Source organism: Mycobacterium sp. 852014-52450_SCH5900713 (assembly GCF_001667075.1).
In the GTDB taxonomy this organism is placed as follows: domain Bacteria; phylum Actinomycetota; class Actinomycetes; order Mycobacteriales; family Mycobacteriaceae; genus Mycobacterium.
Genome location: NZ_LZIL01000003.1, coordinates 67,809 through 91,067, shown reverse-complemented (window position 1 = coordinate 91,067; position 23,259 = coordinate 67,809). Strand labels below are relative to the sequence as shown.

At 67.3% G+C, this 23,259-nt stretch carries 27 protein-coding genes and 1 tRNA gene; 14 read left to right on the top strand and 14 right to left on the bottom strand.

The window, feature by feature from the left end:
- Positions 1–33 precede the first annotated feature (33 nt).
- The 6 genes from A5773_RS00595 (at position 34) to A5773_RS25275 (ending at position 4,911) form a co-directional block, all read left to right on the top strand.
- Positions 34–1,020, top strand: a complete 987-nt coding sequence (locus A5773_RS00595; protein WP_067788875.1) for an LLM class F420-dependent oxidoreductase — start codon at positions 34–36, stop codon at positions 1,018–1,020.
- A 178-nt stretch (positions 1,021–1,198) separates the two neighbouring features.
- Entirely contained in the window at positions 1,199–2,128 is a 930-nt protein-coding gene (locus A5773_RS00590) for an SRPBCC family protein (protein ID WP_067788871.1), read from the top strand.
- Complete coding sequence (locus tag A5773_RS00585) at positions 2,125–3,297, top strand: zinc-dependent alcohol dehydrogenase (RefSeq protein WP_066955749.1); 1,173 nt, start codon at positions 2,125–2,127, stop codon at positions 3,295–3,297. Before A5773_RS00590 ends, A5773_RS00585 begins: the two co-directional genes overlap by 4 nt.
- A 25-nt stretch (positions 3,298–3,322) precedes the next feature.
- Positions 3,323–3,877: a type 1 glutamine amidotransferase domain-containing protein gene (locus A5773_RS00580; protein ID WP_067262784.1), complete on the top strand. Its 555-nt coding sequence runs from the start codon at positions 3,323–3,325 to the stop codon at positions 3,875–3,877.
- 99 nt (positions 3,878–3,976) lie between these two features.
- A complete protein-coding gene (locus tag A5773_RS00575) occupies positions 3,977–4,666 on the top strand; it encodes a HemK2/MTQ2 family protein methyltransferase (protein ID WP_066955740.1) in 690 nt (229 codons plus the stop codon).
- A complete protein-coding gene (locus tag A5773_RS25275) occupies positions 4,663–4,911 on the top strand; it encodes a CDGSH iron-sulfur domain-containing protein (RefSeq protein ID WP_082939325.1) in 249 nt (82 codons plus the stop codon). The genes A5773_RS00575 and A5773_RS25275 overlap by 4 nt, the downstream gene beginning before the upstream one ends.
- Here A5773_RS25275 and A5773_RS00570 read toward each other — a convergent pair.
- The 6 genes from A5773_RS00570 to A5773_RS00545 are packed head-to-tail and all read right to left on the bottom strand — an operon-like array spanning position 4,859 to position 10,471.
- On the bottom strand, positions 4,859–5,878 hold the full coding sequence (locus tag A5773_RS00570; protein ID WP_067788936.1) for an iron-containing redox enzyme family protein: 1,020 nt from the start codon (positions 5,876–5,878) through the stop codon (positions 4,859–4,861). The two genes, A5773_RS25275 and A5773_RS00570, sit on opposite strands and share 53 nt — an antisense overlap.
- A 49-nt stretch (positions 5,879–5,927) precedes the next feature.
- The gene (locus A5773_RS00565; protein ID WP_067788868.1) at positions 5,928–8,144 is read right to left on the bottom strand and encodes a SpoIIE family protein phosphatase; all 2,217 of its coding nucleotides are present in this window, start codon (positions 8,142–8,144) and stop codon (positions 5,928–5,930) included.
- On the bottom strand, positions 8,141–8,767 hold the full coding sequence (locus A5773_RS00560; protein WP_067788865.1) for a SpoIIE family protein phosphatase: 627 nt from the start codon (positions 8,765–8,767) through the stop codon (positions 8,141–8,143). The genes A5773_RS00565 and A5773_RS00560 overlap by 4 nt, the downstream gene beginning before the upstream one ends.
- Complete coding sequence (locus tag A5773_RS00555) at positions 8,760–9,170, bottom strand: anti-sigma regulatory factor (protein WP_066956026.1); 411 nt, start codon at positions 9,168–9,170, stop codon at positions 8,760–8,762. The genes A5773_RS00560 and A5773_RS00555 overlap by 8 nt, the downstream gene beginning before the upstream one ends.
- Positions 9,160–9,549: an STAS domain-containing protein gene (locus A5773_RS00550; RefSeq protein WP_066955731.1), complete on the bottom strand. Its 390-nt coding sequence runs from the start codon at positions 9,547–9,549 to the stop codon at positions 9,160–9,162. Before A5773_RS00550 ends, A5773_RS00555 begins: the two co-directional genes overlap by 11 nt.
- Positions 9,550–9,571: 22 nt before the next feature.
- Positions 9,572–10,471 (bottom strand): STAS domain-containing protein, encoded by a 900-nt coding sequence (locus A5773_RS00545; protein WP_066955729.1) that lies wholly within the window; start codon positions 10,469–10,471, stop codon positions 9,572–9,574.
- A 162-nt stretch (positions 10,472–10,633) separates the two neighbouring features.
- Here A5773_RS00545 and A5773_RS00540 point away from each other — a divergent pair, with 162 nt between their 5' ends.
- Both A5773_RS00540 and A5773_RS00535 read left to right on the top strand, forming a co-directional pair.
- Entirely contained in the window at positions 10,634–11,002 is a 369-nt protein-coding gene (locus A5773_RS00540; protein ID WP_156659645.1) for an STAS domain-containing protein, read from the top strand.
- Between the two features lie 181 nt (positions 11,003–11,183).
- Positions 11,184–11,684 (top strand): DUF6328 family protein, encoded by a 501-nt coding sequence (locus A5773_RS00535; protein ID WP_066956023.1) that lies wholly within the window; start codon positions 11,184–11,186, stop codon positions 11,682–11,684.
- Here the strand turns inward: A5773_RS00535 and A5773_RS00530 are convergent.
- Entirely contained in the window at positions 11,652–12,344 is a 693-nt protein-coding gene (locus A5773_RS00530; RefSeq protein WP_067788862.1) for an HAD family hydrolase, read from the bottom strand. The two genes, A5773_RS00535 and A5773_RS00530, sit on opposite strands and share 33 nt — an antisense overlap.
- Positions 12,345–12,713: 369 nt before the next feature.
- Here A5773_RS00530 and A5773_RS00525 point away from each other — a divergent pair, with 369 nt between their 5' ends.
- Both A5773_RS00525 and A5773_RS00520 read left to right on the top strand, forming a co-directional pair.
- Complete coding sequence (locus A5773_RS00525) at positions 12,714–13,004, top strand: hypothetical protein (protein ID WP_067788859.1); 291 nt, start codon at positions 12,714–12,716, stop codon at positions 13,002–13,004.
- A gap of 75 nt (positions 13,005–13,079) precedes the next feature.
- Positions 13,080–13,382 carry a DUF4193 domain-containing protein gene (locus A5773_RS00520; protein ID WP_066955718.1) on the top strand — a complete coding sequence of 101 codons (303 nt, stop codon included), beginning with the start codon at positions 13,080–13,082 and terminating at the stop codon, positions 13,380–13,382.
- A gap of 41 nt (positions 13,383–13,423) precedes the next feature.
- Here A5773_RS00520 and A5773_RS00515 read toward each other — a convergent pair whose 3' ends face one another.
- From A5773_RS00515 to ponA2, 5 genes are all read right to left on the bottom strand, one after another.
- Positions 13,424–13,999, bottom strand: coding sequence for a hypothetical protein (locus tag A5773_RS00515; RefSeq protein ID WP_067788856.1), 576 nt, complete (start codon positions 13,997–13,999; stop codon positions 13,424–13,426).
- An 82-nt stretch (positions 14,000–14,081) separates the two neighbouring features.
- Positions 14,082–14,155, bottom strand: a tRNA-Pro gene (locus A5773_RS00510).
- Positions 14,156–14,216: 61 nt separating this feature from the next.
- On the bottom strand, positions 14,217–15,332 hold the full coding sequence (locus tag A5773_RS00505; protein ID WP_066955712.1) for a PLP-dependent cysteine synthase family protein: 1,116 nt from the start codon (positions 15,330–15,332) through the stop codon (positions 14,217–14,219).
- Positions 15,329–16,288 carry a metallophosphoesterase gene (locus A5773_RS00500; RefSeq protein ID WP_066955708.1) on the bottom strand — a complete coding sequence of 320 codons (960 nt, stop codon included), beginning with the start codon at positions 16,286–16,288 and terminating at the stop codon, positions 15,329–15,331. Before A5773_RS00500 ends, A5773_RS00505 begins: the two co-directional genes overlap by 4 nt.
- A gap of 68 nt (positions 16,289–16,356) precedes the next feature.
- The gene (ponA2, locus tag A5773_RS00495) at positions 16,357–18,786 is read right to left on the bottom strand and encodes a transglycosylase/D,D-transpeptidase PonA2 (protein ID WP_067262766.1); all 2,430 of its coding nucleotides are present in this window, start codon (positions 18,784–18,786) and stop codon (positions 16,357–16,359) included.
- Between the two features lie 363 nt (positions 18,787–19,149).
- Between ponA2 and A5773_RS00490 the strand changes: the two genes are divergently transcribed.
- Positions 19,150–19,500, top strand: coding sequence for a WhiB family transcriptional regulator (locus A5773_RS00490; RefSeq protein ID WP_067262763.1), 351 nt, complete (start codon positions 19,150–19,152; stop codon positions 19,498–19,500).
- A gap of 18 nt (positions 19,501–19,518) precedes the next feature.
- Here A5773_RS00490 and A5773_RS00485 read toward each other — a convergent pair whose 3' ends face one another.
- Positions 19,519–20,688, bottom strand: a complete 1,170-nt coding sequence (locus tag A5773_RS00485) for an ArsA family ATPase (protein ID WP_067262760.1) — start codon at positions 20,686–20,688, stop codon at positions 19,519–19,521.
- Positions 20,685–21,707, bottom strand: coding sequence for an ArsA-related P-loop ATPase (locus tag A5773_RS00480; protein WP_067262756.1), 1,023 nt, complete (start codon positions 21,705–21,707; stop codon positions 20,685–20,687). Before A5773_RS00480 ends, A5773_RS00485 begins: the two co-directional genes overlap by 4 nt.
- Before the next feature lie 77 nt (positions 21,708–21,784).
- Here A5773_RS00480 and A5773_RS25870 point away from each other — a divergent pair, with 77 nt between their 5' ends.
- From A5773_RS25870 to A5773_RS00470, 3 genes are read left to right on the top strand one after another with little or no spacing between them, the layout of a single operon-like run.
- Positions 21,785–21,946, top strand: coding sequence for a DUF4177 domain-containing protein (locus A5773_RS25870; RefSeq protein WP_073871548.1), 162 nt, complete (start codon positions 21,785–21,787; stop codon positions 21,944–21,946).
- The gene (locus A5773_RS00475; RefSeq protein WP_067262753.1) at positions 21,947–22,411 is read left to right on the top strand and encodes a RidA family protein; all 465 of its coding nucleotides are present in this window, start codon (positions 21,947–21,949) and stop codon (positions 22,409–22,411) included. It begins immediately after the preceding gene.
- Positions 22,408–23,199 carry an MBL fold metallo-hydrolase gene (locus A5773_RS00470; protein WP_067262750.1) on the top strand — a complete coding sequence of 264 codons (792 nt, stop codon included), beginning with the start codon at positions 22,408–22,410 and terminating at the stop codon, positions 23,197–23,199. The genes A5773_RS00475 and A5773_RS00470 overlap by 4 nt, the downstream gene beginning before the upstream one ends.
- Positions 23,200–23,259: the final 60 nt, after the last annotated feature.

The following is a 23,259-nucleotide window of genomic DNA, read 5'->3' as shown; positions in this document are numbered from 1 at the left end:
TTGCGCCAGGCGGACCGGGGTAAGTATAGGAACATGACGAATTTTGGCTACACTCTGATGACCGAGCAGAGTGGACCCAAAGACCTTGTACGACAAGCTCTTTCAGCCGAAGAGCGGGGTTTTGACTTCGAGGTGTGCAGCGACCACTTCTCGCCCTGGCTGACCACGCAGGGGCACGCGCCCAACGCCTGGGCCGTGCTGGGCGCGGTGGCGCACGCCACCGAGCGGGTCGACCTGTACACGTACGTGACGTGCCCCACGATGCGCTATCACCCGGCGATCGTCGCTCAGCAGGCCGCGACCGTGCAGATCCTGTCCGATGGCCGGTTCACCCTGGGCCTGGGCACCGGCGAGAACCTCAACGAGCACGTCATCGGCAAGGGCTGGCCGACCGTGGAACGTCGCCAGGACATGCTGCGCGAAGCCATCAAGATCATCCGCGAGCTGTTCGGTGGCCAGCTGGTGAACTTCACCGGCGACTACTTCCGGGTGGACTCCGCTCGCCTGTGGGACGTGCCCGAGGTTCCGGTCGGCATCGCGGTGGCGATGGCCGGCGCCAAGGGCATCGACAAGTTCGGCCGGCTGGCCGACCACTTCGTCGCGGTCGAGCCAGACGGCGAACTCGTCGACGCCTGGCACGCCGCGCGGCAGGCCGCCAACCTCGCCGGCGGGGGTCGCGTCGTCGGCCAGATCCCGGTGTGCTGGGACCCCGACCGCGACACCGCGATCAAACGCGCTCACGACCAGTTCCGCTGGTTCGCCGGCGGCTGGAAGGTGAACGCCGACCTGCCGACGCCGGCCGGCTTCGCCGGCGCGACCCAGTTCGTCCGCCCCGAAGACGTCGCCGAGTCCATCCCCTGCGGCCCCGACCTGGACGCGATCGTCGAGGCCGTCAAGCCCTATTGGGAAGCTGGCTTCACCGACGTGGCGCTCGTCCAGGTCGGCGGCCAATCGCAGGACCTGTTCCTCTCCGAAGCCGCCGAACCTTTGCTTGCGGCACTGCGTGACGCGGCGAGCTAATCCACGTTTGGGCGGCAGCTGCCCGGGTATCCGGCTTCAATCGTGCGCACCAGGTGAGTACGGGCGATGGGCCGCGCGAATCCGGTTGGCAGCGCCGACTACCCGAAGACCCGCAAAGGGGCTGTCTTGCAGCAACTCGCCCCGATTCACGTTCGCCGTTAGGCAAGGAGAGTTGACCATGGGCGATCGATCCGCCACCACCACCTCCGCTCTGGTCAAGGCACTCAGCGGCGCCAGCTTCGGGCTGGGTTTGAGCGAGCTGATCGCCCCGGGAAAAGTTGCTGCCGTTGCGGGAGTCGACGACACCCCCCGGTCACGAAAGGTCATCCGCGCGCTGGGCGCGCGGGAATGCGGCCATGGCGCGGCGCTGCTGGGCGGTCCCGACAAGCTGGTCTGGACCCGGGTGGCCGGTGACGTCCTGGATGTGGCGCTGCTGGTGGCCGGGGTGACCGCCCGCGGCCCGGGCCGGCGGATGCGGGGCACCATCTCGGCCGTCGTGCTCGCCGGCATCGGCGGGCTGGACCTCTACACGGCGCTGCGCACGGTCGACGGCGGCGGCCGGCACGTGAGCGGCTCCCGGCATCGCACCTTGCGGGCCGCGGTCACCGTGCGTCGCCCCCCCGAGGAGGTGTACCGCTTCTGGCGCGACCTGGAAAACCTGCCCAGCTTCATGCACCACCTGAAGTCGGTCACGCCGACCACCGACGGGCAGTCGCATTGGGTCGCCAACGCCCCGGCCGGCCGGTCGGTGGAGTGGGACGCGCAGATCACCGAGGACGACACCAACAGGCGGCTCGCGTGGCAGTCGCTGCCCGGCTCGGTGATCGAGAACGGCGGCAGCGTCGAGTTCACGCCCACCGCCACCGGCGACGGCACCGAAATTCGCGTCAGGATCGGCTACCACATTCCGGGTGGCCTGTTCGGCAAGGCGGCGGCGAGCCTCTTCGGGGAGTCCCCCGAGCAGCAAGTCAACGACGACCTCCGTCGCTTCAAGCAAATCCTCGAGACCGGGCAGGTGCTGCGTTCGGACGGCTCTCCCGAGGGCACGGCGGCGGTCCGGCAGATGCACCAGCAGCCCGCGCAACCGAACAAAGGAGCCAGCGTATGAAGGCCACCGTCTGGGCGGGCCGCAACAGCGTCCAAGTGGAGTCGGTCCCGGACCCGAAGATCCTCAACGATCGGGACGCCATCGTGCGCATCACCTCGACGGCGATCTGCGGTTCGGACCTGCACCTCTACGACGGTTACATCCCCACCGTGAAGCACGGCGACGTGCTCGGGCACGAATTCATGGGCGAAGTGGTCGAAGTCGGTAAGGGGGTCAACAACCTGGCGGTCGGCGACCGGGTGGTGGTGCCGTTCCCGATCGCGTGCGGGGCGTGCTCGGCCTGCCAACGTGACCTGTACTCGCTGTGCGAGAACTCCAACCCCAACGCCGGCATCGCCGAGAAATTCATGGGCCACTCGCCGGCGGGGCTGTTCGGCTATTCGCACATGCTGGGCGGTTTCGCCGGCGGCCAAGCCGAATACGCGCGGGTACCGTTCGCCGATGTCGGGCCGCTGAAGATCGAAGACGACCTGACCGACGAGCAGGTGCTGTTCCTGTCGGACATCTTGCCGACGGGCTACATGGGCGCGGAGATGTGTGACATCTCCCCCGGTGACATCGTGGCGGTGTGGGGCGCCGGACCGGTCGGCCTGTTCGCGATCATGAGTGCGTATCTGCTTGGGGCGTCCAAAGTCATTGTCGTCGACCGGGTTCCGTATCGCCTTGAGCTTGCCCAGAAGATCGGCGCCGTGCCGGTCAACTTCGCCGAGACGTCGGTGCTCGAGGAACTGCGTGACCTCACCGCCGGTCGGGGACCCGACCATTGCATCGACGCCGCCGGCATGGAGGCGCGCAGCGGGTCCGTCCCGGTTGATGCCTACGACCGCGTCAAACAGGCGGCACGCCTGGAAACCGAACGCCCGCATGCCATCCGGGAAGCGGCGATGAGTTGCCGCAACGGCGGCACCCTTTCGATCATCGGGGTGTACGGCGGCCTGATGGACAAGTTTCCCATCGGGGCGGTGATGAACCGGTCGTTGACCATCAAGACCGGTCAGTGCCACGTGCATCGCTATATGCGCCCGCTGCTGGACCGGATTCGCAACGGCGACATCGACCCGACCATTGTGGTGAGCCACCACCTGAGCCTCGATCAGGCACCCCACGGCTACGAGATCTTCAAGAACAAAGAGGACCGCTGCACCAAAGTCATCCTCAATCCGACGTAATCGAAAGGGGCGAAGGGGAATAGCCATGGCAAATGAATTGGAAGGCAAGAAAGTCGCGATTCTCGCTGCGGACGGCGTGGAGAAGGTGGAATTCGAGCAACCTCGTGCGGCGCTCGAAGAGGCCGGCGCACAGGTCGAGCTGCTTTCGCTGAAGACCGGAGAAATCCAGGCTCGCAATCACGACCTCGAACCGGCCGGAACCTTCAAGGTCGACCGCGCTGTATCGGACGCGTCGGTCGCCGAATTCGACGGCCTGGTACTTCCGGGTGGCACCGTGAATCCGGACAAGCTGCGGATGGACGCCACCGCAGTCTCCTTCGTGCGCGACTTCGTCGGCTCCGGAAAGCCGGTCGCAGCGATCTGCCACGGCCCCTGGACGCTGCTGGAAGCCGGTGTAGCAGAGGGCCGCACGCTGACGTCTTACCCGTCCATTCGCACCGATCTGCGCAATGCCGGCGCAAACGTGGTGGACGAGGAGGTCGTCGTCGACGGCAATTTGATCTCCAGCCGCTCACCCAAGGACCTGCCGGCGTTTTGCGCGACCATTGTCAAGCAATTCGCCCATGCGCCTGCGAGTTAGCCGAAAATGGCCTTTGCCCACTCCGTTTGAACCCATCGGTTTGCGGGCATTACACAGGCCAAGCAGTGATCGCCCCGGCGATCTGTCGAAAGGCCAGAGTTGACCACAACATATCCAGGACCCGCTGTCTCGGCTGTTTCGAACGTGTATCAGCCCCAGGACGATTCCCGATTACTGGTAAATGTGATGCAAGAAAGCGCGCTCATTCCGGGCCGGCGCGTTCTCGACTTGTGTACGGGCAGCGGATTCGTGGCGATCGCCGCCGCCGAGATGGGTGGCGCCGACGTGACAGCCTTCGACATCTGCCCCCACGCCGTGGGTTGCTCTCGCGGCAACGCGGCCGCCGTCGGTGTGAATGTCGATGTGCGAAAGGGCACCTGGAGCGATGCGCTCGACTGCGCGCCGTTCGACGTTGTCGTGTCGAACCCGCCGTACGTGCCGACACCGCCGAACGGCGACACGGAGTACATCAGCCCCAGCGCGGGCCCGTCGTGGGCCTGGAACGCCGGCCCTGATGGCCGGATGGTGTTGGATCCGCTGTGCGAAGCGGCGCCGAAGTTGTTGTGCGACGGTGGGTCCCTGCTGCTCGTGCACTCGGCGCTGGCCGGTGTCCGGCAATCGCTGGATTCCCTGAAGTGGGCCGGCATGGACGCCAAAGTCATTGCGTCGAAATGGATACCGTTCGGCCCCGTGATGACGGCGCGGGCGAACTGGCTCGAGAGCGTCGGCCTGATACCCCGCGGACGCCGGGAAGAGGAGTTGATCGTGATCCGGGCGGACAAGCGGTGACCACCACCCGCGTCCAGGTCGTTGCCGGCGGGCCGGTGCTGGTGTCCGGCCCGGTGCGCATCGAGATGCCGAACGGTGAGGTCGTCGAGTCCGACCGGTTCATGGTGGCGATCTGCACCTGCCGGCGCAGCGAGAAGTATCCCTTATGCGACACCAGCCATCGCAGATGCCGGAACCTGGCCCGCCGGACGTCTAGTCCAGCGCCCTCCGCAACGACGACCGACCCTGCTGCCACGACGCCATAACCGCGTCGGCCAAACGGTTTTCGACCACCGCGTGCGAGCGGATCCCGAACACGATGTCGCAGTCGAGGTGCGGCTCCCGTTCGACGAGATCCCCGACCACGTCTATGCGCACCACGTGCTCGTGCACGGCGTCGGCCTCGACGTGCTCGGCGTAGAACTCGACGCACGGCGAAGGTGCCCCCATCCGCTGCAGCGCCTGCACCATCCGCCGGGACCCCGGCGGGGAGGTGATCTCCGTCGAAGCGAAGTGCCCGATCGCCGCGCCACGCAACTCGCGGTGCAGCCCGAAGAGCGACATCAGGTTCACCGCCGCCAAAGCTTCGGCGTGAACCGCGTCCACGTACGCCAGATACGTCGTGTCCAGATTCGCGGCCGCCATCAGATCGGCGAAGAGCTGCTGGTGCAGACGGGGGCCCTGCCCCGCCCCATACTCGTCGAATTCGATTGCCACGAAAGCGGCTTTCGCGACACCCGTCAGCCGCGGGATCGCCCACGCGTGCGGATCGCCCTCTTTGAGGTGATACACGGACCGGTGAACGAAGTACTCACGCATCTGCTGCCACGTTCCGGTGTCGCGCAGGTAATACGACGGACCCGTGCCGTCGGCCGGTTCGACGGAGATGGCGTCCATTTCGGCGGCGGCGGTCTGATTCGATGCGATGGGTCCGACGTCGCGGCGCACGCCGGCCAGGAAAACGCGTTCGAGCTCGCCGCGCAGTGCCAGCAGTGCCGGATTCCATTCCCAGCCGGGGTCGACGCCCGCGAAGCCGCGGTAGTGCAGCTCGTAGCACATGCACAGCGCCAGCTGCAGATCCAGGCCGTAGGGATCCGAATCGCGCACCGACGCGCCGATGCGGGTCAGGTGGTCATGCGACGGCGGTCCGGTCAGGGCGCGACGGACTGCGGTCGACAGCGGCCCGTGTGCCGCCGGCAGGGCGGGTTCGGTGATGATCGATGCGCGGGTCACGCCCACGACTACCCGCAATCCAGGGGCCACAAACGGTGCGGCACCACCCCTACCCACCCTCGGCCGGCAGCCGGAAGGTGATGTCGGCCGTCGTCCCGGTGGGGGTGCAGTCGAGTTCGACCGCGGTGCTGAGCGCCCGCATCAGCACCAGGCCCCGCCCACCATTGCCGGGGTTGACCTCCGGTGGCTTCCACGAGCCCTCGTCGGTGATCCGGGCGCGGATTTCGCCATCGGCAAGTTCGACGTCGAGCAGCATCGTGCCCAGCGGTTGTCCGGTGTACGCGTGCTCGACGCAGTTCGTGCAGGCCTCGTTGACCGCCAGCACGATGTCGGCGGCCAATTCGTCCGGCACGTCGGCGGTGCGCAGCCATTCGGCCAACCGATGCCGGATGCCGACCAACCGCGCTGCGCTGGCCTCGTTTTCGATCCGAAGCGGGGACTGCTGGTGCCGGTAGATCACCATCGCCACATCGTCGTCATACCCCGCCGCGGGGGCCAGCTCCCTCAGGACCGCATCGGCGACGGAGTCCAACGGCAACGTCGTCGTCTTCGCCAGAACCGCTGCGGCGCGATCTATCCCGTCATCGATGGACTCGTGTTTGCGCTCGACCAGCCCGTCGGTGAACAGAATCAGGGTAGAGCCGGGCGGCAACACGCGGCTGGTCTGCGGGCGGGGTTCGGGGCGGCGGACCGCGAGCGGCACCGACGAGGCATCGGTCAACATCGACGTCGTCCGCGGCTCGGACCCGACGAGCACGGCGGGCATGTGGCCGGCGTTGCTGTATTGCAGGACACCGGATTCGGTGTCGAGGATCGCCAGGAAAACGGTGGTGCAGTACGCGTTCGGAATGAGCGATGCCGCCGAGTCGAGTTGCTCGAGCAGCAGCGCGGGCTCGGCCCCGTTGATCAACAGGGCCCGCGCCGAGCTGCGTAGCTGGCCCATGACCGCCGCGGCCGGCAGCCCGCGACCCACGCAGTCACCGACGACGATGCCGATGCGATGGTCGCCGATCGGCAGCACGTCATACCAGTCGCCGCCGATTTCCAGGGGCGGGACCGCGGGCTCGTAGCGCACGGCGAAGCCCGGCGGCGGCTGCATCGTCGGCAACAGGGCACGCTGCAGGGTCAGCGATGTCTCACGGGCGCTTTCGAATTGGCGGACGTGCTGCATCGCCAGGCTGAGGTGGCCGATGAGCACGGTAACCAGCAGCCGGTCTTCGGCGCTGATCCAGCGCGGCGTGCGCAGCTCCAACCACAACGCCAGGTCGCCCGCGCCGGAGAGCACGGCCACCAATCCGTGTGCCTTGCCGGGATTGTCGGGTCGCTCGACCGTTTTGGCGGTGAGCGGCAGCTGGTGACGCGCGTCCTCGAAGGTATGGCGCAACCACGGATCCAGGCTGCGCCAGGAGGTTTTGGACGTCTCGCCCGCCACCTGGACGGTCGGTTCACCGTCGCCGTTCGGCCAGAAGATCGCGACCACCCGTTTTACGTCGATCGCCGTGCTGCACTCGTCGAGGGTGATGGACAGCAGCTCGTCCACGCTTTTGGCCACCGCCACCGCCGTCGCCAGGCGCAGGACCGCGCTTTCCCTTGCGGCGAAGGCCCGTTCGGCGGTGATGTCACGGATAGTCCCCACGAAGACGTTTTGGTCGCTGCCGCTGCCCTGAACGGCGTTGATGCTGACCGTCACCCAGACCAGGTGCCCGTCGCGGTGCCGAATCGGCGTCTCGTAGGCGGTGGTGCCGATGCTCTGGACCAGCGCCTGCTGTTGGGTGGCGCCCTTTTGGTCGACCAACCACGGGTGGGGCCACCGGTAGGGCAGGCCCTCCGCGGGATAACCGAGGATCTCGATCAGGGCGTTGTTCATCTCGATCACGGAGCCCTCGTGATCGGCGACGAAAAACCCCTCCTGCAACGAATTGACAACTGCGGTACGGAATTTGTCGCGGTCGGCCAGCCCCTCGGCGCGGGCGCGCTCGCGCGCGAAGCGCCTGGTGCCGTCCAGGAAGCCGCGGGTGGCGATGTCGAGCGGGACCAGCAGCTGCAACAGGAATTCCAGCGCGATCGGCGCGTCTATCTGGATGTCCTTGGCCAGATCGAGGATCAGCTGGACGTGCCGCTCGATGATCGCGAGCAGGCTGACTTCCTCCTGCAGGGCTCGGCGGCCGAGCTCATACGCGGTCGCCAGGCTGTCTTCGTCACGCGCCTCCATGTAGGTGCGCAGCGCCGCGGCGTACTGGGCGTGGAACTCGTCGCTGTCACTCATGTCGAGACACCCCGATGACGAGCGGTGAGCACCATGGCGTCGTCGGTTTCTTTGGCGTCCTTACCGAGTAATTCTTCGGCGATGACGACGGCGGTGGCCGAGAAGTCGATGTGGTCAAGGTAGTTTTCGGCGATCCCGTCTGTGCTTATCACGAGCAGGTCTCCCGGCCGGATCGAGATAACTTGCGCCGGCCTGATTTCCGGTATGCGGTAGCCGACGATTCCCGCGGTAAGCCGTGCGCTGGATCGGATTTGGACGCCGGTCGGGGACTTGGCCACCAGGTCGGCGGTGACGTTGCCGACGCCGGTCCAGGTCAGCGTGTTGGCGGCGAAGTCCACCCGTGCCAACGTCATCGCCGCCCCTCTGGTGCCCTCCAGCAAACGATGGCAAAGCTGGATCAATACTTCGAGCCGCTCCGAACTGGAGCGTTTGACCGCTTCGATGGCGCACAGCGCAGCGGCCGCGGCATCCGGACCGTGGCCGAGACCGTCCACCACGCCGAACAGCGCGGCTTCGCGGCCGATGTCGACGGCGAGACCCCGATCACCCGAGACATACTCGCTGGGCAAGGGGCGGCCCGCCCTTGCCCACTCGATCGGACCGAACCGGCCGTTGTCACGCATGGGGAGGGACCCATTTCCACATCTCGACGACCGTCCCCCGGCCGAGCGCGGACTCCACGAGCAACCTGTCCATCAGCCGGCGGGAGCCCGGTAGGCCCATCCCCAGCCCACGCCCGGTCGAATACCCGTCTTCCATTGCCCGCTCGATGTCCGCGATGCCCGGTCCCTGATCCTCGGCCCGCACCACCAGGGCCTTGTGGCCCTCCCGGTCGGCCACGAAGACCCGGACGCTGCCGCGGCCGGCGTAGCTGGTGATGTTTCGCGCGATCTCGGAGATCGCCGTCGCGATCATCGTGACGTCGGTGAGGGAGAATCCCAGGTCGAGTGCGAGTTGGTGTCCGGCTTTGCGAGCTTCGACGATGTCGTCGGAATTGTCGATGGCGACGACGATATCAGTCGCCACCATCGCGCCCGATCATCGGTTTCCGCTGCGTCAGTTGACGATTCAGCAGGGCGAGGCCTTCTTCGAGGTCCAGCGCCGTATTCATGTCGTCGAACGCCAAACCCAGCTGGACCATCGCGAAGGCCACTTCCGGCTGCAGGCCGACGATCACCGTGTCCGCGCCACGCAGCCGCGTCATGTGCGCAATGGTCCGCAGCGACCGGGCCGCGAACGAGTCCATCACGTCGATGGCGGTGACGTCGACGATGATGCCCTGCGCGCGGAACCGGCTGACCCGCTCCATCAGGTCATAGCGGAGCCGCTCGGCGTCGGAGTCGCTGAGCGCGGCCTGGACTGAGGCGATGAGGATCGCACCCTGTTTCAGGATCGGTACGGGCATGGCGCGCTCGTGTTCCTCGTAGCTATCCTGGCTGCTCGCCGGTGCGAGTGACCTCGTAGCCCAGCAGGCGTTCGGCTTCCTCGATGCCGCCCTGCAGGTCGCCGACGGCGTTCATCTTCGACAGGTCCAGCCCGATGGTCACCAGCGTCAGGGCGATTTCGGAGGACAGGCCGGTGATGATGACGCTGGCGCCCATCAGCCCCGACGCGTCGACCGTCTGCACCAGGTGGTTGGCCACCGTGGAGTCGATGGTCGGCACACCGGTGATGTCGATGACCACCACTTTCGCGCGGTTCGCGCGGATGGCCCTCAGCAGTTGCTCGGTGACCTGGCGGGCGCGCTGAGAATCGAGCACACCGATGATCGGCAGAATAAGCAGCTGTTCGCGCACCTGCAGCACCGGCGTCGACAGCTCGCGGATGGCCTCCTGCTGCTGGCGGATGATGCGCTCGCGTTCCTGCACGAAGCTGACCGCCACGGTGTTGGCGATGCGGTTGGCCGCCGGTTCGTAGGCGTCCAGAACCCGATTGAGCATCTCGAATTCGGTCTGGTACTTCTCGAACAACGAGCGCGCCAGCACGTCGCGCAGCAACAACACGATGCCGACGACCTCGTCCGTTTCCACGCCCCGCGGAATGATGCGCTCGGACAGGTCGCGGGCGTAGGCCTGCAGCGCCTCGACGCTACCGGTCTCGAGCACCTCCACGTAGTTGTCGTAGACGGCAGTCGCCTCGGAGAACAGCTCCTCCGGCGTCATCGCGGTGAGCAGTTCGGCCTCGGTGATTCTGCGCGCCCACTCCTCGCGCAGCACGGTGCGGTTCTGCCGCAGGTGCTGGACGAGCTGTGGCAGCAGGCCCTCGCTGGAAATGCTGACCGCCTGCGCGGTGGCCGCGCCGCTGAACTCCGCCGGCGAATCTGACATGTTGCCTCCCGAGTGCCGGTCCGCACCCCGCTGTGTGCAGGCTCGATTTTGCGAGACTAGCCTGGGTTGTCGCGGGGCAGGTGTTGAGGGCATATTCTTCTCGCAGTTCGCAACGCAGGCTAGGCTTGCACCACACCTGAAGCCCAGGACAAAGGATCGCCATTGTCAGCTCCTGATTCGATTACCACCTTGGTCGAGGACCACGATGGGGTGTCCGTGGTCAGTGTGAGCGGCGAAATCGATCTGGTCACGGCGCCGGCCCTGGAACAGGCCATCGGCGCGGTTGTCGCGGAGAGCCCAACGGCACTGGTCATCGATCTCTCCGCGGTGGAATTCCTCGGTTCGGTGGGTCTGAAGATCCTGGCTGCGACGTACGAGAAGCTGGGCAACGCGACCGGATTCGGGGTGGTTGCGCGCGGCCCGGCGACCAGGCGGCCGATTCACCTGACCGGGCTGGACAAGACGTTCCCGCTGTACCCGACGCTGGACGACGCGTTGACCGCGGTGCGGGACGACAACATCAGCCGGTAGTCGCCGCTGCGCGTGGTTGCGCGACAAGGTTTTTGACAATAGCCGGGGTCCCGTTGCGATATATGGTTTCCAAATTGGCGGGCGCCGAAATCAATTCACATTGCGAAAGCGGATAACGAATTCCGCGACCCTTCGGCGTGAAACGGCGCTGGCGCATGCGACAGGTGCGATGATCACGCCTATGGACGTCGATAATCCGCAAGACGACCAGCGGTGGGACAGCCACGAGCGTGGCGAAACCGAAATCCAACGGCTGGACCGCAATTGGAACAGCCTGCTGCAGGAGCTGCGCGTCGTGCAGACGGGCGTGCAGCTGCTCACCGGTTTCCTGCTGACCCTGCCGTTCCAGCAACGTTTCGACGTCCTGGCCCCGCTCCTGCGCGACGCCTATCTCGCGACGGTGGGGTGCTCGGTCGGCGCGACAGTGCTGCTGATCGCCCCGGTGGGCATGCACCGGATGCTCTTCCGGCGCCATCGTCTCCAGGTGCTGGTGTCCGCCGCGCATCGCTGCGCGTATGCGGGCCTGGCGCTGCTCGGCCTCGCCCTGACCGGGGTGACGATCATCGTGTTCGCGGCGGTGGCCGGCCGCGGGCCGGCCCTGATCGCGGGAGCGTGTGCGCTGACGCTCTTTACGTTCTTCTGGTGGTTGCTACCGATTCTGCTCCGCACCCGCGGCATGTAGCGCGAGTTCGGCGATGCGGGTCGAGTCCAGATGCTCGAGCAGGTCTTGTGGATCGGCGAAGATCGGTGCCGAGCCCGCCGCCTGCAGCTCCTCGCGCGCGATGCCACCGCTGAGCAGCCCGATGCAGGACAATCCGGCGCCCGCCGCGGCATGGGCGTCCCACACCGCGTCCCCGACGAACACGGCATGGTCGGCATCCACCCCGGCCCGGTCCAGCGCGACCTGCACGATGCCGGGTTCGGGCTTGGCGGTGTCGACGTCACGCGAGGACGTCGTTTCGGAGATGACGTCGTCGCAGTCGAGGACCTTGCGCAGGATCTCCAGCTCGTCGTCGGGTGCCGAGGTGGCCAGCACGACCTGCAGCCCCAGCTCCGCGACGCGGCGCAGCAGCGCGCGGGCACCCGGTAGCGGCGCGAGCAGCGGGGTGCTCTCCCGGTAGTAGCGGCTGTGCCCGTCGCTCAGCCGCTCCTGGACCTCGTCCGGGGCGTCGTTGGAGAGCGTTCGCACCAGCGTGGAGCCGTCCATGCCGATGCACCGGTGGATCTGCCAGGCGCTGACGGGCAGGCCCTCGGCGTCGAAGGCGCGTAGCCACGCGTGGACGTGAAGATAGTTGGAGTCGACCAGGCTTCCGTCGACGTCGAACAGAACGGCGGGTTTCATCTGCGCGGCATACCCAGGCCGGGGCCGGCTGACACCGGCATGCCGCGTCGTTTGGGTTCGGGGACGGGGGGTAACCGCGAAGCGTTGTCCGCGAATCGGCTGCGGCTCCCTAGCCGCCGGGTCGGGCGGCGGCCCGATCGGCGAACCGCATGTCGCATGAATCACCCTGATACACAGACTTTCTCACGAGAGTGGCTGCTGCGCATGCACCGACGGGTGCGCGACGCCGAACTTGCTTGGCACGCCGCGAATTCCGATGAGCCCGCCCCGCCGCCGACTAGTTGACCGCTGTGAGCTAACCAACACCGACCAGCGCGAATTCGCCCGCCGAGACGTTTAATCGCGGCGATGACCGGGTAAAAGCCGATCATGGTCGCGCCCGTTTCGTTACGAGCAGCAAACTACTCGGTCGAGTACGAGCGTGATTTCCCCCTGCTCGGCCTCGCGGCCGTGGTGGTCTGGGCCCTCAGTCTGGCAGTCGGGCTGTTCGAGCTCCTGTTTGGGCACGAAGGGGTCGCGATCGTCGCGCTGACCGTGTCGGTCGTCGCGCCGTGGCTGGGCCTGGCCCTCGCGCATTACGCCGCGATCGCCAGGCGGCTGAGGCGGCTCACTGGCCGGCGGCGTGACTTTTTCGGGCCGGTCGGTGTAACTCGCGCCTGAATGGGGTACTGCCTGCGCCACGGGTGAGTACAGCAAAGTGCGTCAACCCGGGCTCATCAGCAGGAAGGAACTGCCATGGCGACCGCAAGCGACTATGACGCACGCCGGGTCTCCGACTCCGAAACCCAGGACAAATCCCCGATACGCGAGCTAGCCCCGACGCTGCAGGGGTCCGCCACCACGGTGGTCGACGAGGATCCCAACGATGTGCACTTCTTCGAGCTTCCCGGCGCCGACCTGTCCGGCGAGGAACTGTCGGTGACGGTGATTCCCCAGCGGTCCGACGAGTTCATGTGCTCGAGCTGTTTTCTGGTCCAGCACCGCAGCCGGTTGCACAGCTCGAGCGGGGGCATCTCTATCTGCGCCGACTGCGCCTAGCGCCGCAATGGCGGGGGCGGAATCGTTGGCGCAAAACCGATTCAGGCCTGTGCCCACTCGCGTTGACACACGGCGCAACGCCGGGTGACCATCGCCCAGTCGGGTTCGTCCTTGACGGGCTCGCGGATCAGGTGCGTGGATAAGTCGCCACAGCCGGGGCAGGGACAGACGGCGCGGTAGGGCTCGACCGGCTGGTCTTGCATCAGCCGCAGGTTTTCCGCCCGCGAGAACGGCACGATCGCCAACGACTCGGGGCGGGGAGTGGGGTGCGGATTGTCGAACCACAACAGGCCGCAGGTCACGGTCGCCACCGCCGTGAAGACGGCCAGGATCATCGTCGGGATGTCCCACGGCCAGTTCGGCGGGAGGGGCGTCACCACGAGAACAACCAGCACCGCGGAGATCAGCGCGCCGATGACGGTGCCGGGTTTAGCGAATCGGTAGCCGCCGACGTTCAGCGCTTCCCACGCCTGGATCTCCTGCTGTCGCCGGGCGATCTCCGCCAGGGTGGGGTGACCGGGACTACGGACCGGCGCCGGCGAATCAGCAAATCCGGTGACCTTGGGGCCGACCCCGCGTGGCTCGCCCTGCTCGGGCGGCGGGCTTACCAGCGCCATGCGGGCAGAGCTTAACGGCAAAGCCGCGACGCCGCAGTGTCAAACTCGGCGTTCGGCTGTCACGCCAGCTAATACAACTGGGTCGGGGTGGCGGGATTCGAACCCACGGCCTCTTCGTCCCGAACGAAGCGCGCTACCAAGCTGCGCCACACCCCGCTTGAAGCTTCGACAGCCTATCGCACCGGCCCATCGGCTGGCCAAACCGCGGCGTGGCGGCTCATTGCCAGAGGCAGGAGCGCTCGAACTGCGCCAGGGCCTCGGCGGGACCGCTCGGATCGAGTCCCTGCGCGCTGACCCACTCGTCGCTGAAGTAGGTGTCGTGGTATCGGTCGCCGCTGTCGGCGAGCAGCGTGACCACCGAACCGCTGCGCCGCTGGGCGACCAGCTCGGCGAGCAAGCCGAAGGCGCCCCAGAGGTTGGTACCCGTCGACGGCCCCACGCGGCGCCCGAGAACGGCGCTCACGTGCCGGGCGGCGGCGATGGACGCCGCGTCGGGCACCGACACCATGCGGTCGACCACACCGGGCAGGAACGACGGCTCGACCCGCGGCCGGCCGATGCCCTCGATCCGAGACGACACGGGCATCGTGACGTCGTAGCGGTCGTCGGCGTAGGCCGGAAAGAACGCGGAGTTTTCCGGGTCGACGACGCACAGCCGGGTCGTGTGCCCGCGGTAGCGGATGTAGCGGCCGATCGTCGCGCTGGTGCCGCCGGTGCCCGCGCCCACCACGATCCATTCCGGGATGGGATGCGTCTCTTCGCCCATCTGCTCGAAGATCGACTCGGCGATGTTGTTGTTGCCCCGCCAGTCGGTGGCGCGTTCGGCGTTGGTGAACTGGTCCAGGTAATGCCCACCGGTGTCGCGGGCGACGCGCTCGGCCTCGGCGTACACCTCCGAAGAGTTCTGCACGAAATGGCAACGGCCGCCCTGGGCTTCGATTAGCGCCACCTTGGCCGAGCTGGTGGACGCCGGCATCACGGCGACGAAGGGCAGGCGCAGCAGGGCCGCGAAATACGCCTCCGACACCGCCGTCGAACCCGACGAGGCCTCGACCACCGTGGTGCCCTCGTCGATCCACCCGTTGCAGAGCGCGTACAGGAACAAGGAGCGGGCCAGCCGGTGCTTGAGGCTGCCGGTGATGTGCGTGGTCTCGTCTTTGAGGTACAGCGCCACCTGAGCGCCGGGGCCATCCGAGCCCCACGCCGACGGCAGCGGGTAGCGCAACAGGTGCGTGTCGGCGCTGCGGCGCGCGTCGGCGTGGATCAGCCGGACCGCGCTGTCCGTCCAGCACCGCGAGCGGCTGCGGACCGCGATCCGGGTCCGCTCGGTCAACGCACCGAAACTGTTGGCTGCGAACGGCTTAGGTCGCTGGCCGAATCGCGGCCGCCCATCGGGGTGGCGATCAACGTCAGCAGGGTGGCCTCGGGCCGGCAGCAGAAGCGCACCGGCGCGAACGGTGAGGTGCCGATGCCGGCGGAGACGTGCAGCTGCATGTTCGCGCCCCACCGGGACGGGCCCTTCGCCCGGGTCCGGTCCAGGCCACAGTTGGTCACCAGGGCGCCGTAGAGCGGCAGGCAGACCTGGCCGCCGTGGGTGTGGCCGGCCATCACCAGTTGGTAGCCGTCGGCGGCGAAGCGGTCCAGCACCCGCGGCTCCGGGGAATGGGTCAGCCCGAGTCGCAGGTTCGCGGCCGGGCTGGCCGGGCCCGCGATCGTCTCGTAGCGGTCCCGGTCGATGTGCGGGTCGTCGACGCCGGCGGCCGCGACGTGCAGGCCGGCCACCTCGAACTCGCGCCGCGTGTGGGTGAGGTCGAGCCAGCCGCGCTCGGTGAAGGCCGCGCGCAGGTCCTGCCAGGGCAGCGGCTCACCGCGAACCCGGTGCGACGGGTTGGTCAGATAGTTCAGCGGGTTCTTCAGGCGCGGACCGAAGTAGTCGTTGCTGCCGAAAACGAAGACACCCGGCCGCGACAGCAGATCCCCGAGGGCCTGCACCACCGCGGGCACCGCCTTGGGGTGGGCCAGGTTGTCGCCGGTGTTGACCACCAGGTCCGGCTCCCAGTTGCTCAGCTCGCGCAGCCATGCCTGTTTGCGGCGCTGATTGGGGAGCATGTGGAGATCGCTGATATGCAGCACCCGGAGCGGCGTCGAACCGGGCGCCAAGACGGGCATGGTTATCTCGCGCAGGACGAAGGCGTTGCGCTCGACGACGGCGGCGTAACCGATGCCGGCGACGGCCGAACCGAGTGCGGCGGCACCGGTGCGAATCAGCGTGGGCAAAACATCAGCCATGCTGGCAGCCTACTGCCGGTTGCGCTTTGGCAACGCATACCTTGCGCCACAGCACCAAAGATGGCGGCCTACGGAGGCGGCTGCCCCGGCGCGGGCGGCGGCGGCGCCAACAGCGGAATGGTGATCGGGGGCAGACCCGGGATCTCCACCACCTGTGACCCGACCGGCGGCGGCCCGCCCTCGGGCGGCGGCGGAGGAGCCGGCGGGATGCCGTTGCTGACCTGGATGGTGATGATCGACCCCGGGATCGTTGCGCCGCTCGGCGTGGTTCCGACCACCTCGCCCTGCTTCGCGGTGCTGTTGACGAAGTTGTTCTGGTCGGCGACCTGGAAGCCCGCCTCCTTGAGGCGCGAGCGGGCCGCGTCGATGTCCAGGCCGGCGACGCTCGGCACCCGCGACCCGGGCGACCCGTCGACGTACCGGGGATCGGTGGGCGGCAACTGCACCGGCCCGAAATTGGTGGCGATCGGCTTCATCGCCGTGAACCAGGTGCGGGCCGGCTCGTTGCCGCCGTACAGGTCGCCCTCGCCGCAATGGCGCAGCGGCGACGAACACAGGTCCGTCGGCGTCGTGGAGTCGTCGTAGATGTAGTTGGCCGCCGCATAGTGGTTGGTGAATCCCACGAAGCCGGAGGAACGGTGCGCCTCGGTGGTGCCCGTCTTACCGGACACCGGCAGCGTCCAGCCCGCCGCACCGGCGGAGCCGGAGGCCGTGCCGCCGCCCACCGCGTCCTTGCTCATCGCGTTGGCCATGGTGTTCGCCAGGCCTTCGGGCACCACCTGGTCGCAGGTCTCGGTGGTCACAGCGACCTCGTTGCCGTGCCGGTCGATCAGCTTGTCGATGGGGTTCGGCGGGCACCACGTGCCGCCGGAGGCGAGCGTGGCGGCGACGTTGGACAGCTCCAGCGCGTTCACCTCGATGGGGCCCAGGGTGAACGAGCCGATGTTCTGCCGTTTGACGAAGTCGGCCAGGCTCTCGTTGCTGTCGGGGTTGTAGTCGCGGGCGGTGCCGGGATCGGCGTAGGAGCGCAGGCCCAGCTTGATCGCCATGTCCACCGTGCGGGTGACCCCGACCTGCTGAATCAGCTTGGCGAACGCGGTGTTCGGCGAGGTGGCCAGCGCCTCGGTGACGTTCATCGAGCCGCGGTAGTTGCCGGCGTTGACCACGCACCAGGTGTCCTTGGGGCAGCCCTTGGCCCCGCCGCTCCCCATGCCCTTGGCCTGGAATCGGCTCGGTACCTCGAGCGTGGCGTTGGTGCCCATGCCCATGTCCAGGGCGGCGGCCGTCGTGAAGATCTTGAAAACGGACCCCGCGCCGTCGCCGACCAGCGAGAACGGCTGCGGCCGCATGGTTTCACCGGCGTCGAGGTTCAGGCCGTAGGTGCGGTTGCTGGCCATCGCCATCACCTTGTGCGACGTCTTGCCGGGCTGAATCACGCTCATCACGCTGGAGATGCCGGGCAGGGTCGGGCTGGCGAACTGGTCGATGGCCGCCTTCACCGGGATCTGCACGTCCGGGTCCAGCGTGGTGCGGATCAGGTAGCCGCCGCGGGCCACCTGTTCTTTGCTGATGCCGGCGCGGGACAGGTACTCCTGGACGTAGTCGCAGAAGAATGCGCGATCGCCGGCCGCGATGCAGCCCCGCGGCAACTCGTTGGGCTGCGGCAGCACACCCAGGGGGGTGGCCTTGGCGGCGCGCAGGGCGTCGGCTTCCTGGGGGATGTTCTCGATCATGGTGTCCAGCACCAGGTTTCGCCGCGCCAGCGCACCCTCGGGGTTGGTATAAGGGTTCAGCGCGCTGGTCGACTGCACCATGCCCGCCAGCAGCGCCGCCTGTTGCCAGTTCAAGTCCGAGGCGTTGATGCCGAAGTAGGTCTGGGCCGCGTCCTGCACGCCGAACGAACCGTTGCCGAACGACACCAGATTCAGGTAGCGGGTCAGGATCTCGGGCTTCGTGAAGGTCTTGTCCAGCGTGAGCGCCATCCGGATCTCGCGCAGCTTGCGGGCCGGGGTGGTTTCCACGGCGGCGCGCTTCTCGGCGTCGGTCTTCGCCGTCACCAGCAACTGGTAGTTCTTGATGTACTGCTGCTCGATGGTCGAACCGCCACGGGTGTCGACGTCGCCGCGCGCGTAGCCCGCCAGCCCGGTCAGCGTCCCCTTCCAGTCCACCCCGTTGTGGTCGGCGAACCGCTTGTCCTCGATGGACACGATCGCCAGCTTCATCGTGTTGGCGATCTTGTCGCTGGGCACCTCGAAGCGGCGCTGGGAGTACAGCCAGGCGATGGTGTTGCCCTTCGCGTCGACCATCGTCGACACCGCGGGCACCTCGCCCTCGAGGAGTTGGGCCGAGCCGTTGGCGACGACTTCGGAGGCCCGGTTGGACACCAGTCCCAATCCGCCCGCGAACGGAAACATCAGCGCCGTGGCGACGACGCCGGCCAGCAAGCAATACCCGGCAAGCTTCAAAATCGTGAGAAGGGCCGGGGGGCGGTCTGACATGGCTACTACAGTAGCGGCCCCCAGTCACGCCGCCACGCTGCGAGTTCACCCCCTTTTTACCCCCGTCATTGACCTGCGCTTTACTGCCGTGAGTGCGATAAAATTTGCGCGTGCGTCAGTGTTTGCGCCCCCGCGCACGTGTGCAAGATCACTTCGATCGCCGGCCCTTCTGAGACGAGACGGCACGCCCGTCCCAAAAAAAGCGTTATCGGACTGTTGCGCAATTGCCTGCTGACCACCTAACTTAGACACACGGTGAGATTCAGGTAACACCGATGTACACAGTGTGGCGTAGATCGCAGGTGTGGATCTGCACCCCAGGAGGGCGGTCGTGAGAGCGGCCGGTAGGGAAGGGAACAGTTCGTGTCAGGAACACGGCCTGCGGCGCGTAGGACAAACATTGCGGCCGCACAAGGGGTACTCCGCAGCGTTGATGCCGAGGAACGGATCGCCTGGGTCTCCCAAGCACTGTGCCGGACCACGGACCCGGACGAACTCTTCGTTCGAGGGGCCGCCCAACGCAAGGCCGCCGTCATCTGCCGGCACTGCCCGGTCATGCAGGAGTGCGGGGCGGACGCGCTGGACAACAAAGTCGAGTTCGGCGTCTGGGGCGGCATGACCGAGCGTCAGCGCAGGGCCCTGCTCAAGCAACACCCGGAAGTGGTGTCCTGGTCGGACTTCTTCGACAAGAGCAGAACCCGCAACGTCGGCTGACCGAGTTCGGCCGGGCCCCTAGCGCAGGGGCCCTTGGGCCGTGGCGCGGGCCGCGTCGTCACCCGTCGACGTGATCTGATCGGCGAGCGCGCGCAATGCCTCCAGGTCCGAGACGTCGAACGGCAGCGAGGGAACGCCGATCATCGGCACGTGCGGATTGGCACCGGTGAACCGCGACAGCAACCTGATCTCCCGCTTGGCGGTCTGCGCGCGGTCTGCGTGAATCCTCAGCACGGCCCCGGCCAGCGAGGCCGCCTCGGAACCCGGCTCGGCCGCCAGCGTTTCGATTCCGTCGATCGCCCGCTCGGCGGGCAACGAGCACAACGTCGGGTGGGTGCGGTTCAAGACCAGCCCGGCCAGGGGCATGCCTTCGGTGGACAGCCGGTCGACGAAGAAGGAGGCCTCGCGCAGCGCGTCGGGTTCGGCCGCCGACACCACCACGAACTGCGTGCCGCGCCTCTTCAGCAGCGAGTACGTCCGATCCGCCTTCTCCCGGAAACCGCCGAAGGTGGCGTCCAGCGATTGCACGAAAGCCGCCGCGTCGCTCAGCATCTGTGAGCCGAGCACGGTGGACATCGCCTTCATCGCCAAACCCATTGCCCCGGTGACCAATCGGCCGATGCCGCGGCCGGGCGCGAGCAGCAGCCGCCACAGCCGGCTGTCCATGAAGCTGCCCAACCGCTTGGGCGCGTCCAGGAAGTCCAGCGCGTTGCGCGACGGCGGGGTGTCCACCACCACCAGGTCCCAACGATCCTCGGCCAGTAGCTGGCCCAGCTTCTCCATCGCCATGTATTCCTGCGTGCCGGCGAGCGAGCTGGCGACCGTCTGATAGAACTGATTGTCCAGAATCGCTTGCGCCCGGCCGTTTCCGGAGTACTGGACCACCATCTCGTCGAACGTGCGGCGCATGTCGAGCATCATCGCGTGCAACTCGCCGGGAACCTCGGACGCCAGCGGCACCCGCTGCGGGGTGTTGCCGAGGTCGTTGACCCCCAGCGCTTGAGCCAGCCGCTTGGCCGGGTCGATCGTCAAAACGCATACGTTGCGTCCGTATTCGGCCGCGCGCAACGCCATCGCGGCGGCGGTGGTGGTCTTGCCCACCCCGCCGGCGCCGCAGCACACCACGACCCGGTTGGTCGTGTCGGCCAAGATCGAGGCCATGTCAAGCCTATTCGGCGTGGTGCTCATCGAACCCCCTGCTGTGCAAGCGATTCCGAAAGCTCATAGAGGCTTCCGAGGTCGACGCCGTCGGAGATCGCCGGCAGTTCCAGCCGCGGCACCTGCAGCGCGTCGAGTTGCTGTGCGATCTCGGCCCGCGCGGCGATGACGGTCGCGTGCTCGATGGTCTCGGTCAGCAGTCCCGCGAACTCGGTGTCGTTCAGCTTGATTCCCGCCATTTCCAGCCCCGCCCGCACCGAGTCTGCGTCGACGTGCCCCTCGGCGGCCTTCGCCAGGTCGGCGGGCTGCAGATAAGACGCGATGTTGCGATTCACGATCACGCTACCGATCGGGAGCTCCATCTCGGCGAGTTCCTCGATGGCTTCCAGGGTTTCCTGCACCGGCAACGCCTCCAGCAGGGTGACCAGGTGGATGACCGTCTGCTCGGAGTGCAACAGCTTCACCACCCCCTCGCTCTGCGAGTGCACCGGGCCGCCCTTGGCCAGATCCGACACAGCCTTGGTGACATCCAGGAAGCGGGCGATCCGTCCCGTCGGTGGTGCGTCTACGACGACCGCGTCGTAGACGGGGTTCTTGGTCCCCTTGTTCAGCCGCACCACCGATTCCTTGATCTTTCCGGTGAGCAGCACGTCGCGCAGGCCGGGCGCGATCGTCGTCGCGAACTCGATGGCGCCGATGCGCCGCATCGCCCGCCCGGCGATGCCGAGGTTGTAGAACATGTCCAGGTATTCCAGGAACGCGGCCTCGATGTCGATTGCCAGCGCGTTGACCTGACCGCCGCGTTCGGCGGTCGCGATCTTGACCTCCTGGTAGGGCAGCGGCGGGACGTCGAAGAGTTGCGCAATGCCTTGCCGCCCTTCGACTTCCACCAGAAGGACCTTGCGGCCCCCGGCTGCCAGGGTCAGTGCCAGTGCGGCCGCTATCGTCGACTTGCCCGTGCCGCCTTTACCGGTGACGAAATGCAGGCGGGCCTTTGAGAGCCGCGCCGGCCAGCCGACGGCGCTACCGCCGCTCGATGTGTTTGCCACCTTCGCATGCTAGCCCGACCGGCGTCCGGCCCCCGGGCAGGCCAGAGCCGTTCACATCCGACCGATAAGCTCGCGCCATGAGCCAACCGATCGCATGGGAATACGTCACCGTCCCGCTGCTCACGCACGCCACCAAACAGATTCTCGACCAGTGGGGTGCCGACGGCTGGGAGTTGGTGTCCGTACTGCCCGGGCCAACCGGTGAGCAACACGTCGCGTATTTGAAGCGCCCCAAGTAGATGACTGCTTCCGCCCGGCTCGCCGAACTCGGGGTCGCGCTTCCGGAGGTGGTGGCGCCGCTGGCCGCCTATGTGCCCGCCGTGCGGACGGGCAACCTGGTGTACACCGCCGGTCAGCTGCCGCTGCAGGCGGGACAGCTGGCCGGGACCGGCAAGGTCGGGGCGCAGGTCAGCTTGGAAGAAGGCAAGGCGATGGCGCGGATCTGCGCGCTCAACGCCCTCGCGGCCGTCGATTCGCTGGTGGGCATCGACGCGGTGACCCGAGTGGTCAAGGTCGTCGGCTTCGTCGCCTCCGCTCCGGGTTTCAACGGCCAGCCGAGCGTCATCAACGGCGCTTCGGAGCTGCTCGCCGAGGTGTTCGGCGAGGACGGCGCACACGCACGGTCGGCCGTCGGCGTTTCCGAGCTGCCGCTGGATGCGCCGGTCGAAGTGGAGCTGATCGTGGAGGTCGGCTCGCGATCGTGACCGATGCGCCGGAGTCGCCGAGTCATCCCGCATACGGCACCCTGCGGGCGGTCACCGACACTGCCTCGGTTCTGTTGGCCGACAACCCCGGGTTGATGACGCTCGAGGGCACCAACACGTGGGTGCTGCGCGGCAAGGGCAGCGACGAGTTGGTCGTGGTGGACCCCGGGCCCGACGACGACGACCACATCGCCCGGGTCGCCGAGTTGGGCCGTATCACGCTGGTGCTCATCAGCCACCGGCACGGCGATCACACCGACGGCATCGACAAGCTGGTCGAGCGGACCGGCGCGACCGTGCGGTCGGCGGGCAGCGGGTTTCTGCGCGGCCTCGGCGGTCACCTCACCGATGGTGAGGTGATCGACGCGGCCGGCCTCAAGATCCGGGTGATGGCCACCCCCGGCCACACCGCCGACTCGTTCTCGTTCGTGCTCGACGACGCCGTCCTCACCGCCGACAGCGTGCTGGGCCGCGGCACCGCCGTCATTGATTCCGAAGACGGCAGCCTGGCCGACTACCTGGAATCGTTGCGGCGCTTGCGTGGTCTGGGGCGACGTACGGTGCTGCCGGGCCACGGGCCCGACCTGCCCGACCTGCAGGCCGTCGCGTCCGGCTACCTGGTGCACCGGCAGGAACGGCTGGAACAGGTGCGCGCCGCGTTGCGGGACATCGGCGACGACGCCACCGCGCGCCAAGTCGTCGAACACGTCTATGTAGACGTCGACGAGAAACTCTGGGACGCGGCCGAATGGTCCGTTCAGGCGCAGCTGGACTATTTGCAGCGCTGAACTCGCGCCGAAATCGCCGCTATCGCGGAAAAGTTCGAGTGAACGTGTCGAAAACGTCGA

Bases quoted from the DNA above. Each gene is read 5' to 3' on its own strand.
- A5773_RS00595 (WP_067788875.1), top strand. From the start codon at position 34: ATGACGAATTTTGGCTACACTCTGATGACCGAGCAGAGTGGACCCAAA.
- A5773_RS00590 (WP_067788871.1), top strand. From the start codon at position 1,199: ATGGGCGATCGATCCGCCACCACCACCTCCGCTCTGGTCAAGGCACTC.
- A5773_RS00585 (WP_066955749.1), top strand. From the start codon at position 2,125: ATGAAGGCCACCGTCTGGGCGGGCCGCAACAGCGTCCAAGTGGAGTCG.
- A5773_RS00580 (WP_067262784.1), top strand. From the start codon at position 3,323: ATGGCAAATGAATTGGAAGGCAAGAAAGTCGCGATTCTCGCTGCGGAC.
- A5773_RS00565 (WP_067788868.1), bottom strand. From the start codon at position 8,144: ATGAGTGACAGCGACGAGTTCCACGCCCAGTACGCCGCGGCGCTGCGC.
- A5773_RS00560 (WP_067788865.1), bottom strand. From the start codon at position 8,767: ATGCGTGACAACGGCCGGTTCGGTCCGATCGAGTGGGCAAGGGCGGGC.
- A5773_RS00550 (WP_066955731.1), bottom strand. From the start codon at position 9,549: ATGCCCGTACCGATCCTGAAACAGGGTGCGATCCTCATCGCCTCAGTC.
- A5773_RS00545 (WP_066955729.1), bottom strand. From the start codon at position 10,471: ATGTCAGATTCGCCGGCGGAGTTCAGCGGCGCGGCCACCGCGCAGGCG.
- A5773_RS00535 (WP_066956023.1), top strand. From the start codon at position 11,184: ATGGACGTCGATAATCCGCAAGACGACCAGCGGTGGGACAGCCACGAG.
- A5773_RS00530 (WP_067788862.1), bottom strand. From the start codon at position 12,344: ATGAAACCCGCCGTTCTGTTCGACGTCGACGGAAGCCTGGTCGACTCC.
- A5773_RS00525 (WP_067788859.1), top strand. From the start codon at position 12,714: ATGGTCGCGCCCGTTTCGTTACGAGCAGCAAACTACTCGGTCGAGTAC.
- A5773_RS00520 (WP_066955718.1), top strand. From the start codon at position 13,080: ATGGCGACCGCAAGCGACTATGACGCACGCCGGGTCTCCGACTCCGAA.
- A5773_RS00515 (WP_067788856.1), bottom strand. From the start codon at position 13,999: ATGGCGCTGGTAAGCCCGCCGCCCGAGCAGGGCGAGCCACGCGGGGTC.
- A5773_RS00500 (WP_066955708.1), bottom strand. From the start codon at position 16,288: ATGGCTGATGTTTTGCCCACGCTGATTCGCACCGGTGCCGCCGCACTC.
- ponA2 (WP_067262766.1), bottom strand. From the start codon at position 18,786: ATGTCAGACCGCCCCCCGGCCCTTCTCACGATTTTGAAGCTTGCCGGG.
- A5773_RS00485 (WP_067262760.1), bottom strand. From the start codon at position 20,688: ATGAGCACCACGCCGAATAGGCTTGACATGGCCTCGATCTTGGCCGAC.
- A5773_RS25870 (WP_073871548.1), top strand. From the start codon at position 21,785: ATGAGCCAACCGATCGCATGGGAATACGTCACCGTCCCGCTGCTCACG.
- A5773_RS00475 (WP_067262753.1), top strand. From the start codon at position 21,947: ATGACTGCTTCCGCCCGGCTCGCCGAACTCGGGGTCGCGCTTCCGGAG.